The 11,562-nt window shown below is 67.1% G+C and carries 9 protein-coding genes; 2 read left to right on the forward strand and 7 right to left on the reverse strand.

The features are described from left to right. Nucleotides 1–165: 165 nt before the first annotated feature. Nucleotides 166–519, reverse strand: coding sequence for a hypothetical protein (locus tag CLV63_RS08660; protein ID WP_106582398.1), 354 nt, complete (start codon nucleotides 517–519; stop codon nucleotides 166–168). Nucleotides 520–691: 172 nt separating this feature from the next. Next, nucleotides 692–3,955: an AfsR/SARP family transcriptional regulator gene (locus CLV63_RS08665; RefSeq protein WP_106582399.1), complete on the reverse strand. Its 3,264-nt coding sequence runs from the start codon at nucleotides 3,953–3,955 to the stop codon at nucleotides 692–694. Between the two features lie 867 nt (nucleotides 3,956–4,822). On the opposite strand from CLV63_RS08665, the gene CLV63_RS08670 reads away from it, so the two are divergent. Continuing rightward, the gene (locus CLV63_RS08670; protein ID WP_146165531.1) at nucleotides 4,823–6,079 is read left to right on the forward strand and encodes a hypothetical protein; all 1,257 of its coding nucleotides are present in this window, start codon (nucleotides 4,823–4,825) and stop codon (nucleotides 6,077–6,079) included. After that, nucleotides 6,076–6,540 (forward strand): hypothetical protein, encoded by a 465-nt coding sequence (locus CLV63_RS33495; RefSeq protein ID WP_170134177.1) that lies wholly within the window; start codon nucleotides 6,076–6,078, stop codon nucleotides 6,538–6,540. Before CLV63_RS08670 ends, CLV63_RS33495 begins: the two co-directional genes overlap by 4 nt. Here CLV63_RS33495 and CLV63_RS08680 read toward each other — a convergent pair. The 5 genes from CLV63_RS08680 to CLV63_RS08695 form a co-directional block, all read right to left on the reverse strand. Beyond that, nucleotides 6,500–8,647, reverse strand: coding sequence for a tetratricopeptide repeat protein (locus tag CLV63_RS08680; protein ID WP_106582401.1), 2,148 nt, complete (start codon nucleotides 8,645–8,647; stop codon nucleotides 6,500–6,502). The genes CLV63_RS33495 and CLV63_RS08680 overlap by 41 nt on opposite strands. 356 nt (nucleotides 8,648–9,003) lie before the next feature. Continuing rightward, on the reverse strand, nucleotides 9,004–9,300 hold the full coding sequence (locus CLV63_RS08685; RefSeq protein WP_106582402.1) for a hypothetical protein: 297 nt from the start codon (nucleotides 9,298–9,300) through the stop codon (nucleotides 9,004–9,006). Nucleotides 9,301–9,305: 5 nt separating this feature from the next. After that, entirely contained in the window at nucleotides 9,306–9,527 is a 222-nt protein-coding gene (locus CLV63_RS33155) for a hypothetical protein (RefSeq protein WP_211301209.1), read from the reverse strand. Between the two features lie 388 nt (nucleotides 9,528–9,915). Next, entirely contained in the window at nucleotides 9,916–10,677 is a 762-nt protein-coding gene (locus CLV63_RS08690; RefSeq protein WP_106582403.1) for a GntR family transcriptional regulator, read from the reverse strand. Next, nucleotides 10,674–11,216: a GntR family transcriptional regulator gene (locus CLV63_RS08695; RefSeq protein WP_245928659.1), complete on the reverse strand. Its 543-nt coding sequence runs from the start codon at nucleotides 11,214–11,216 to the stop codon at nucleotides 10,674–10,676. Before CLV63_RS08695 ends, CLV63_RS08690 begins: the two co-directional genes overlap by 4 nt. Between the last annotated feature and the right edge of the window lie 346 nt (nucleotides 11,217–11,562).

Raw genomic sequence — 11,562 nt, forward strand, 5'->3', positions numbered from 1 at the left:
ACGGCGGCGGTCAGGGGCGTGGACCGCCGCTACTCCGGAGTCGCGGGGCTCGCAGGTCTCGGGAGTCCTCGGAAGTTCCCAGAAGCCCCGCAAGCCCAGGAAGCTTCGGAAGTCCTCAGGAGGCCCCAGGTGGTCCCAGGGGGGCTCAGGGGGTCTCAGGGGGTCTCAGCGGAACTCGTGGACCACCTGGATCGCACCGACGATGTGGGCGTTGAACTCGTGCAGTTCCTCAGCGGGGACCCACAGTTCGAGGATCGTCCGCCCGCCGGCCTGCCGCACGGGGTACCGGCCCAGGAATTCCGATTCGACCTCGAACCGCGTGACGAACCCGGCCCCGTCGTGTTTCACGTTCCAGTCCCGCGCGATCCTGATCGCGTAGTCCTCGCTGAGGACCGGGTAGAAGATCGGCTGCTCGGGCAGGCGGGGCGGCCACGCGCGCCAGTCCAGGTCCCGGACCAGGTCCAGTTCCGCGGGCCCGGTCGGCCGCCACAGGGTCGTCGTCGCCTGCCGGGTGGTCATGGGTGACGCCTTCCGAGTGTCGAATCCACCGCCGGTTTCGCCGGCAGCCCGGACGATACCGGCGCGGCACCACCGCCGCCCAACAGATTTCCCGGTCCCCGCCCACCATGACCAGCGGAACGCGCGGGAATCGGATCCCGGAGTGGGCGGCGGGCTGCGTCCTCCGTGAACCTCACCCGGCCTGGTCGGAGGTACCGATCTGCGGACGGCGGGTGGAAGGCGTGTCGGCCCCGGGACGCGGTCGCGGGACGCGCGACCGGCCGGGCGGACGCGACGACCCCGTGGACGACTCCGTTCCGGTCAGCGGCTCGTCGGCGACCCGACTCAGCTCGATGGCGTCCAGCAGCCACTTGACGTCGGCCATCTCAGTCGGTGCCTGCACAGTCGCTCCCAGCGTCTCGGCCTCTTTGAGCAGCGGGTATGCCGTGTCGCCCCGGCCGCGGCCCCAGTGGTACCGGCCGAGTGCGAGCAGCGCCTTGATCTCGGGGATGGGAAGCTCCTCCACCACGGCGATCTCGTGCGCGTCACCGATCAGCGCCACCGACCTGTCGTCCTCCCCCAGATCGGCATATGCCTCACCCAGGTAGGTCAACACGATCGCCTCCGACTCGGACCCCGCGAAGCGCGCAACCAGTCGGCGGGCCGCCTCGAAGTAGTCGACGGCCTTCCTCGGTACGCCGAGTGCGCGGTACGACTTTCCGACGCCGATAAGCGACCACAGTTCCTCCCTGCGATTGCCGTCCTCCCGCCAGAGGCGCAGCGCACGGGCGTAATAGCGCAGCGCTTGCCGGAACGCGTGCCGGGAATCGCATATCTCGCCGAAATTGCCCTGGATCGTCGCCTCCAGTGAACGGTCCTGAATCTCCCGGCTGAGTGCCAGCGCCTTTTCCAGCAGCACAATGGCCTCCCGGTACCGACCCGACTCATGGAAGGCCCCTGCACGGCTCGTGTAGACACTCGCCGTCCCGCCGAGGTCGCCGTAGGCCTGGTACAGCTCCTGCGCTTCGGTGAACTTTTCGGCCGCCCCATTCAGGTCGCCGAGCTTCTGGTCGCAGATCGCGAGGTTGTGCAGACAGTTCGCCAATGCGGGTGGGCTCAGGCCGTTACGGTGGAGCAGCACCGCGCGTTGGAGGTACGGGCGGGCTTCACGTAGCCGTTCGGACATCCCGAACGCGAGTCCGATCTGCTCGGTGGCGATCGCCTCCCCTTGGGAGTCACTCATCCCCTCCCACAGCCTGGCGGCTTCGCGGACACACGCCAGGGCCGCATCTCCCTGCGAAACACGGTTGTATCCGCGTGCCTGGTCGATGAGGGCATGGGCGAGTGCGGCATGGTCGATCCGGTCACGCCAGACGCGCACGGATTCGGCGTGCAGCCGCAACGCCGCTTCCAATGGCCCGTAGGTCCCGATCATGGCCGCCATGGCATGCGTAAGACGGGCTCCATATACAGCGAGGTGGCGGTGGTCGAAGGCCCAGTTGGCGACGCTGAGCAACGTGGGCCGCTCGGCGATGAACCACGCGGCGACCGCGGCCGTGTCGGCGAACCGCAGCGGGCGGAAGTCGTTGAGCGTTCGGATCGGCATCCGGATACCGCCCGGCTCGAAGAGGCGGTCGGCCGCACGACAGGCGCACAGGTAATACTCGACCAGCCGGACATGCGCGGCACGCACGTCCGGTCCGGGAATCTCACGCGCGGCCGTCAACCCGGCGAACGTCGCGACCAGACCGTCGATGCGGTAGCGGTACGGGCGTGTCTCCTCGATCAGGTGGCAGTCGAGCAGTTCCTCAAGCAGCGGCTCGCATTCGTCGGTTTCGAGTCCCACCAGTGCCGCGGCTGCACCCAGACTGAACCGGCCGTCGGGGTGCGTGCCGACGTATAGGAGGAGAGCGCGCGCCTCGGGCGTGACCCCTTTGGTCGCGAGGGTCAGCACCGCTTCCAGCTTCGCACCGACCTCAGGGAGCCCTCGGATGAGGTCACCGGCCTCCATCAGCCGATCGCGCACCATGGCCAACGTCCATGTCGGGTGTTTGCGCAGCCACGTGCCGAGCAGGCGCAGCGCGAACGGCAGTCGGTCGCACAGTTCGACCAGAGTGCGTATTTCGTCCGGCCCTTCAGAGCGGTCGCGCCCCGATACCGCGGATAGCAGCTTCTCCGCCTCGACCACCTCCGGCGGGAGGAGCCGAATGTTCTGGATGCCGTGCAGGCCGTTCAAACTCCGATCCGCGGTGACCAGGACCATGCTCTTAGGTGCACCGGGAAGGAGGGGGCGGACCTGCTCGGGAGACTTGGCGTGATCCAGTACCAGGAGCATCCGCTTGTCGCAGACCTGATCGCGCCAGAGCGCGGCCCGCTGGTCCAAGCCGGATGGGACGGCGCTGCCTGTCACCCCGTTCATCGCGAGGAGTTCTTGCAGTGCCTCCAGTGGTTCCAGGTGCGCGTCCTCCTGATCGCCGCGGAGGTCGAGGTAGAAGCGGGCGTCCGGAAACTGCGACCTGATCTGATGCGCGGCGTGCACGGCCAGCGTGCTCTTGCCGACGCCCCTTCTCCCATTGAGCACATGCACGCCGAATCGACAGTGTGAGGCCGCGGCGAAGTGGGCGAGTTCTTGGGTGCGGTCGGTGAAGTCCGCTATGTCGTGCGCCAGGTTGTCACGCTGGAGAGGCGCGTCTACCGGCCGAGGGGCGGGGGAACCCGGCTCCGCTCGTGCGCCCTCGCGCATACGCTCGTACTCTTGCACGACGCGCGGACCGGGGTCGGTACCGAACCTGCGGGCGAGATTCCGTGCGTACCGCCGATAGGCGGCCAGCGCTTCGGTGGTGCGGTCGGCCGCGTGAAGTGCCTGCATGAGGCAGCGGTTGAGTCGTTCGTCGAACGGGAATATCGCGACGAACTCGCCGATGGTGCCGCTGACGTCCTCAGTCGGTCGGATCCGTGTGGACACCTCGGCCCAGCGAGCCATGGCGGAGGCACGCGCGGTGCGCATCATCTCGCGCCAGCTATCAGCCCAGACACCGCCGGTTCCGGTCAGCGGATCACCCTGCCAGAGCGCAAGCGCGTCACCGAGGGTGGTGAGCGCCGCGTCTTCGGAACCGTTGCGAACGAGTGCCTCGGAATCCGTCACCGCGCTCTGGAACCTGTGCCAGTCGATGTCCTCGGGGCGGATCTCAAGACGGTAGGCGCCGCCCTGCTCGATGATGCGCCGCTCACCATCGTGCTCCGCGAGCTTCTTCCGAACGCGTGAGACGGTGCCCTGGAATGTCGTCTTTCCCGGGGTCTCGCCGTCCCATACCTGATCTGCGAGCTGCCCGGCAGACACGAACCGTCCGCGCGCTATTCCGAGCGCCGCGACGAGCGCGATCTCTTTGCCGCTGCCGAGATCGACACGGTTTCCGGCGATGGAAACTCCGACTGATCCGAGAACCCGTAATTCCACCGGACACCCCCGAATTCTCTACGGAGCTCCATTTCCACCTATGTTTCCGGGGTACCCACGCGTGCCGCCGAAACTACACTGCCTGGCCACCGAAACTTCTATCTCATCTCTGACCTGCGAAAAAATTCGGACCATGGCCGCTCCCGGCCAAATACAGCCGACCTCCGAACTGAACACCGAAACGCGACCCCGGCCATCAAGTCGAATGCACATGCAAACGCCAGGAGCAAATGCACAAAACACTCAACAAACCCGTTGATTACACATAGTGATCATACAACCACCGTATGTCCGATTGGGTGCGTGTCTCCCGAGAAGCAGACAGTTCACAACTTCATCAGCAAAAACGTCGATAAGGGCCCGCAGTACACGCCCCAGGCGCTAGTCTCTCCCGCCTCTGCACCACGTGGTCGGACACAGTGGGGCAGACCCTGGCGAAAGGAGTCACCCATTGTCGAAGTCGTCGTGAGCCCTCACATGCAGGAGACGCGGTCGATTTGAACCCCACCGCGCCTCCCTGCCACCAGTCGTTGACCCAAAGGAGTCGACTGCATGACACCGAACACTCTATGGCCCAATTCCGCCCACGCGAAGACCGACTGGAAATATCAGTGGCGGAGTTAGCTCACCTGGCAGTTATAGAGAGCTGACTATCGGGCTCGCGTCTAATGCAGACGCGAGCCTTAATCGACTCAAGTCGTTATGAAGTTCTCGGTTTTATCCCGACCTCCTTTCACTGATCAAACGTGCCGTGCAAGCGATCTCTCTAGTGAGGTGCAAGCGCGCGCAAGCGTGATGCAGGGTCTTTTGCAAGCCACTCCCCCGATCCTCCTTGCAATGCATCACAGACAATCTCGGAGGATTACTATGGAGATCAATTGGGGACCAGGGCCCTATGGGGTGACGACCACGCTTCGGTCGACATACCCGATCGAACGCGTCGTGCTGTTCGTCGCGCACCACCCGACCGCCGTCTCCCGACTGCTCGACGTCGCACCGATGGTCGAGGAGGACCCCCGGGTCCAGGTGGTGTTCACCGTGCCCGACACATCCGCCGTGGCCGGACCGACCGTTGACCTGCTGCACAGGGTCGGCGCTCGGTTGGTGCCCTGGCGGCAGGCCCGCTCGCAGCGGTTCGACGCGGCCGTGTCGGCCGCGCTCGGTGGGCTGGAGCAGGTGCACGCCCCGGTGCTTGCGCTCGCCCACGGGCACGGCCCGGCGAAGATGGTGCGCCGGGCGTCCGGCGACCAGCGCGGCCCCGACGCGCCGCGCGAGCTGTACGGAGCAGCCGCCTCGGCGCTGGTGGACGCCGGACGGGTGATTCCGGCGATCGTCGGCGTCGCGCACGAGCGGATCCGCGACCTCGTCGCGTCCGTCGCGCCGGAGGCGGGGCCAGTCACCGAGATCGTCGGCGACCCTGCCTTCGACCGCCTGCGCGCGAGCATGGGCCGGCGAGCGGCCTACCGGCGCGCGCTCGGAGTCCGGGCAGGTCAGCGGCTCGTCGTCGCATCCTCCACCTGGGGGCCGAACGGTCTGCTCGGTAGCGCGCCCGACCTGCCGCGGCGGCTCGCAGCGGAGCTGCCGCGCGACCGGTACCGGACGGTCGTCGTGCAACATCCGGCCATCAAGGCATGGCACGGTGGCAGATCGGTGGCCGCGTGGCTGGCACCCGCGCAGCGTGCCGGAGCCGGCGTCCTCCCCCCGGAGGAAGGCTGGCGTGCCGCGCTGGTCGCCGCCGACGTGCTGGTCGCCGACCACTCCTCGGTGACCATGTACGGTGCCGGGATCGGTCGGCCCGTCCTGCTCGGCGCCTACCCCGCCGACGAGATCGCCCCGGACTCGCTGCCCGCCGTCCTGGCCGCACGCGCACCGCACCTCCACCCTGACGCGCCGCTGGCCGCGCAGGTGGCAGCCGCTGTCGCCGATCATGACGGCACCCTCGCCGACACGTTCGCCGCAGCGCTGACCTCGGCGCCGGGCGACTCGATGCGGCTGATCCGCGATGCGCTGTACCGGCTCATGGACCTGGCACCGCCGTCGGCCCCGCACAGGGTCGCGGCGGTCCCCGTGCCGCGGCTCACTCCCGATCCCGGCGGCCTCGGTGCGGCGGGGGTGGCCGCATGACCGCGGGCATCGCCTACGCGCGGCTCACCGCCGCGGTGGCGGTGAGTGAACTGAACCGCGCGGACGTCATCACGATCGACGTGGCCGACGACAGAGCCGACGACCGGGCCGACTACAACGCCGACAACAGGGCCAGCGACACAGCCCACGACAGTACCGACCACAGGGCCGACCACAGGGCCGACGACCCGCCCGTCGCCGACGCCGTGTTCGCCCGCTACCCCGGCTGTCTGCTCGTCGTGTACTCCGGTCGGGCCGGGTGCCGGATCGTGTCGCGTCGGGGCGGGGCAGTCGTTCTCCCACTCCCCCAGGACCTGCACCTCGCGGCGGCGGAGTCGGTCCATGACCGGCTGGTAGCCGGCTCGCGCATCACCGATCTCGACGCCGCGGCCCTGGAGAAGGACGTGCGAAACCATCGCCTCAGCCCTCCGCTTCGCCGAGGGCGCCGAGCAGCCGCCTGATCTCGTCCTGATGGGGGTCGCCCAGTCCCGCGTAGATACCGAGCGCACCGGTGAGGAACCGGTGCGCGTCGGCTTTCCTGCCGCGCGCGGCCGCACTGCGCCCCAGTAGGCCGAGCGACTCCGCCCGCTGCGGTTCGGCACCTGCGGCGGCGGCAGCGGCCAGCGCAGCGTCCGCACGCTCCGCCGCCTCCTCGGGCCGCCCCATTGCGAGCAGGGTCGCGGCGAAGCGGCTCAGTGTCCTGCTCTGCTGGTACGGGTTGTCGCCCGCCTGCTCGAAGTACGCCAGGGATCGCGCGAAGTAGTCCAAGGCGGTCGTGTACTCCTCGGCCCTGCTGTGCGCCTCTGCCAGGTAGCGGCGGATCAGGGCGAGGTAGTACGGGACGCCGACGTCCTCGTGGATCGCTTCGGCGTGCCTGAGGTGTTCGATGGCGTCCCGCACCCGCCCCCGTGCGAGCAGCGACGTGGAGAGCTGCTCGCACGCCGCCGCCTCTCCCAGCCGGTGCCCGTTCGCGTGCCACAGGTCCAGCGCCCGCTGCGCGTACTCCTCGGCGTCATCGAAGCGGAGGAGGTTGAGGTGGGCCACGGTCAGTGCCGACGCCATGCGCGCCTCGCCGAGTGGGTCGCCTTCGGTACGCGCCGCCGCCTCGCCGTATCGATGCGTTTCAAGCCATGCGACGAACGGCTTCTTCACGACGAAGTATGCCCACAGGGTCTCGCAGAGTTGCCAGGCGAGGGCGGGGCGGTGGTCGTGGGCGAGCCGCACCAGTGCCTGGAGGTTCGGCAGTTCGGCGTCGAACCAGGCGAGCGCGGACTCGCGGTCGCCGCTTGCGCCGCCGTCCGCACTGCTGCCCTCACTGCTGCCCGCACCGCCCTCCACACCGCCGTGTGCCTTGATCTCCTCGTAGGCCGAGCCGACGTGCCACCGTCCGGAGTTCAGTGTGAGGTCCGCACCCGCTGAAACGCGCAGGTAGTAGGCGAACAAGCGGTCGAGCGCCGCGTCGCCCTCCTCCGGGTCCTCGGCGCTCTTCTCGCGTGCGAAGAGCCGGACGAGATCGTGCAGGCGGTACCGGGTCTCGGTACTGGTCTCCTCGATCAGGCTGGCCGCTGTCAGCGCCTCGACGTGGTACTCGGCGTCGAATTCGTCGATCCCGGCAAGGGCCGCGCCGGCGCGCGCGTCGAAGTCGGCCCCGGGGTGCAGGCCGAGGAGGCGGAGGAAGCGGGCGGTGTCGGCGGGGAGGCGCCGGTAGGAGATGTCGAGGGCGCTGCGCACGGAAAGGTCCTCTTGACGGCTGAGGAGGGCGAGGCGGCGGCGTTCGTCGCGGAGTTCTCCGGCGACCCGTTCCAGTGATCGGTGGCGCTGCATCCGGATCCGCCCCGCTGCGGCGCACAGGGCGAGCGGGGTGTGGTCGCAGAGCGCCGAGACGTCCGCGGCGCCCTGGTCGGACGTTGCCGCGCTGTCACCCTGCGCGGCAACGTCGGGCGTTCTGTCGTCCCGTCCTCTGACGTCCGCCCTGTCGTCCCGCAGTCCGTCGTCCGGTGCCCTGTCGTCTGGTGGTCTGTTGTCCGGTGCCCTGTCGTCCGGTGGTCCGATCAGTGCCCCGAGGAGTCGGACGGCCCATTCGGGTTCGAGTGGGCGGACGTCCACGAACTCGGCGCCTTCGACAGCGAGGCCGGTCAGCCGGTTCCGGGTGGCCACGACGACCAGGTGCGATCCAACGCCCGGGCGGAGCGCGCGGACCTGAGCGGCGGTCGTGGCGTTCTCCACGAGCAGGGCGAGCCGGCGGCCGTGCGTGCGCGATCGGAAGAACGCGGCGCGCTGGCCGAACTCGACCGGGACCTCGGCGGCGGGCACGCCGAGGGCGCGCAGGAAGCCGTCGAGGACGGGTGAGGGGTCGTCGCCCTGGCCCATGTCGGCGTAGAGGGTGCCGTCTGGGTACTGGGCGCCGACCGAGGTCAGGAACTGGGTCGCGATCGCGGTCTTGCCGATCCCGCCCTGCCCGACGAGGGCGAGGACGGCGGTCTGGTCCTGCTGCTCCCTGCGCTTCTCGGCGAGGACGTCGGCCAGACGTGCGAGTTCGGCCACCCGGTCGGTGAAGTGCGGGGACAACGGCGGGAGTTGCCGCGGCGGTGCCCAGTCGGAGTTCTGACCGCCATGGAAATGCACGTCACCGTGGATGGAGGAGGCTTGAACAACGGGGCTAGATGAATTTCCACCAAATTCATTCACGTTTCCAGTGGACGCCCTATTCGGGCACTGGCTTCCGCCCGAATCGGCCTTCCTCATCGATCAGATCCCTTAGCGACAAGATCATCCGCAGTAGAAATCCGCCTGATTGCGGACTTCTGACACCGCTTGAAGCACAATGTAGCCGACTCACGTTTTTTGGGGCCGCACCGGGGCCAATCCGACAATGCGGGCAGGAAGGACCGAAATAGGTGGATCCTCCCTGCCCAGAGGCATCATCACTGCGTATTCGGGGCATCTGGCGGCTGCCACTCGGGCAGCAGGCCGCGGTCGCGCAGTGCGTAGATGGCGACCCGCAACCGCTCTGTGAGGGCGGCATCCCGCAAGCGGTCCGTGAGTTCGTCAGCATTCACGGCGGTGACGAGCACCGGCAGCGATGTACTCATGTAATGGGGCTTGAGAACGGCACTGAGGTAGGGGCGGCCGCAGTGGTCGTGGAGTTCGCATATCTCGAACATTGCGAACTGCGCGCGGAGCATACCGAGGGCCTCACCCGGATAAAGGCTGTACGTCATAGCGCTCAACCGCAGGCAGTCGGGCACGGCGAGGACCGCACAGCATTGGCGGGTTGAATCGTGGTGGTGAGATGGCACGTCGCTTCGACCACTCCGGGCCGAGCGAGTTCTCGCTCCAGGTCCTCCGGATGCATGTCAGCAGGTAGCACCCGCACGAGCACCCCACTGCCGGAGGTGAAGGCTCCGTTGATTTCCAACCAGTCGCGCAGCGGGGTCAGGATCTCCATGCACCATGCCATGTCTGTCTCCCCGCACCACGCACTTGTGCAGGCCACCCGGGTCAAGTCGACGCAGAACTCACTGCGGACCCCTTTGATGATCACGTCAATACGATGCTGTTCCCTCCGTGCAGTCACAGGGACAGGTGCGGATGGCGGCCCCAGCCAACCAGCCGACGGGGAGGTAACGTTCATTAGTGACTCCGTTCGCCAAGTTCGAGGGTCATGAGGCTCTGCCAGTGCAGCAACACCGGCAGAGCCGATTTCACGTGAGAGTGCTCTCCACCAGTTGCAACTCGGAGCACCATCCACGATCCAACCTTACTTCCTTGCTACGTAATGTAGCAAGGTTTCAAGTGGAAGAACCCCAGTTGCAGTAGATACACAGGCGACAGGCTCAGTCGACCTGCTGTTCGTATGAAAGTTCGTACATGTGGCCGCCCTTGATCAAAATCTCCACCTGCACAGGACGATCGAAGTCGCTATAAACCGTACGAAAAGTCCTCATGACCGGGACATCGTCCGGCAGCTCAAGAGCTAGCAGCTCTTCGCTGGTAGGAAGCCGTACCGAGAGACGATCCACCCACTTGACCGGGGTGTGCCCGATATCAGCCAGAATCTTGGGGGCGCCGCCGCGTATCTTTTTCGGCTCCAACAGCGCTGTGCCATGCGCAAGTTCCAGCGGGAAGTAGACCGACGCGAGTTCAGCCGGTCGATCATCAAGAACCAGCACCTGATGACGCAACAGTGCTGTACCTCCAACCGGAATTCCGAAGGCGTCGGCGACGCCACGTGGAGGCACGACTTCCTCTACGCGCAGCGACCGAATTTTCCCTCGTTGTGACCGGGTCTCAGCCTCGGTGACCCATCGGTACGGATCGCTCCCCTCCGCGGGAGGCATATACGAAGCCGGCTGGATCACGAGAGGGCTCTTACTTCGGACGAATACGCCGATACCGACCCGACCAACGATGAAGCCCTCACCTTTCAAGACGGCCAGGGTCCGCTGCACTGTCTGGCTGGTCACCTTGTACTGGGTCATTAGCTGCTGCGTCGTGGGGAGTTTTTGGCCAGGTTCCATCTCGCCAGCCATGATGAGCGTCCGAATCTCGGCCGCAATTTGCTGATGGCGAGGGCGGGGATCCGATTTGGACGTCATGTCCGCTCCACTCTTACCCGGTATCGGAGATGACGCCCCTCAGGGATCATCGTCATGATCGAGACTTCGTACGGGTTCCCCTCGGCGGAGAGAACGATCCGAAAGACGACGAGGACCGGCGCTCCCGCGTCGAGGGCCAGTAGCTCGGCCTCGGCCTCCGTTGCCGGGCGGACACTGACGTCTTCGAGCGACTCGAACGGCACGAATCCGAGATCGGCCAGCGCATGCGGTGACCCACCGGGAATCTTGCTCGTCTCGGCCAGTGGTGTCCCCTTCGCGAACGATGACGGATAGTAGGAGTCCGTCAGCTCCACAGGACGCTCGGCCAACAGCATCATCCGACGCCGGACCACTGCCAGTCCGCCTTCGGGCAGCCCCAACGCGTCGGCGACTTCGGCTGGGGGTGCAAGCTCCCGCACCTCGCGAAGCCGTTGCGATCCTGCCGACCCGGCCAACTCGGTCCATGCATCAGGTTTCCCAGACTCCCGCCTGCCGACATACGCAGAAGAGTCGTCCATTCTCTCGCGGTCGATATCCATAGCCCCTCGGTCGTGCAGCCATCCCGTCCCGACACATCATTCTGGTGTGCAACTGCGGCCCCACATTACGGCTGGACGGCGCTGTCGGTCGGGTGTGAACTCCTGCGAGCGGTGAACACCGGTGCGCCGGCGGGGGCCGGTTGTGGTGGGGGCGTGGGTGTGGCCCGCCGGGGTGGGGGGTCCCGGCGGGTCATTCCTGTTATGGGGTGGGTCAGGGCCTGGGGGGTGGCGGCCCGGGGGGATCGGTGGGTGGCGGGCGGGTGCGGGTGCGGTGGAGGTCTTTGCGGGCGCGGCGGTGTTCCTTCTCCAGGTTGTGGGCGCGGCACAGGGGCTGGGCGTTGGCGAG

Origin of the sequence: Murinocardiopsis flavida, assembly GCF_003014485.1 — a bacterium.
GTDB classification, from domain to species: domain Bacteria; phylum Actinomycetota; class Actinomycetes; order Streptosporangiales; family Streptosporangiaceae; genus Murinocardiopsis; species Murinocardiopsis flavida.

Coding starts and splice junctions, on each gene's coding strand:
- CLV63_RS08690 (WP_106582403.1), bottom strand. CDS start 10,677: ATGACGTCCAAATCGGATCCCCGCCCTCGCCATCAGCAAATTGCGGCC.
- CLV63_RS08695 (WP_245928659.1), bottom strand. CDS start 11,216: ATGGATATCGACCGCGAGAGAATGGACGACTCTTCTGCGTATGTCGGC.
- CLV63_RS33495 (WP_170134177.1), top strand. CDS start 6,076: ATGACCGCGGGCATCGCCTACGCGCGGCTCACCGCCGCGGTGGCGGTG.
- CLV63_RS33155 (WP_211301209.1), bottom strand. CDS start 9,527: ATGGAGATCCTGACCCCGCTGCGCGACTGGTTGGAAATCAACGGAGCC.
- CLV63_RS08685 (WP_106582402.1), bottom strand. CDS start 9,300: ATGACGTACAGCCTTTATCCGGGTGAGGCCCTCGGTATGCTCCGCGCG.
- CLV63_RS08670 (WP_146165531.1), top strand. CDS start 4,823: ATGGAGATCAATTGGGGACCAGGGCCCTATGGGGTGACGACCACGCTT.
- CLV63_RS08660 (WP_106582398.1), bottom strand. CDS start 519: ATGACCACCCGGCAGGCGACGACGACCCTGTGGCGGCCGACCGGGCCC.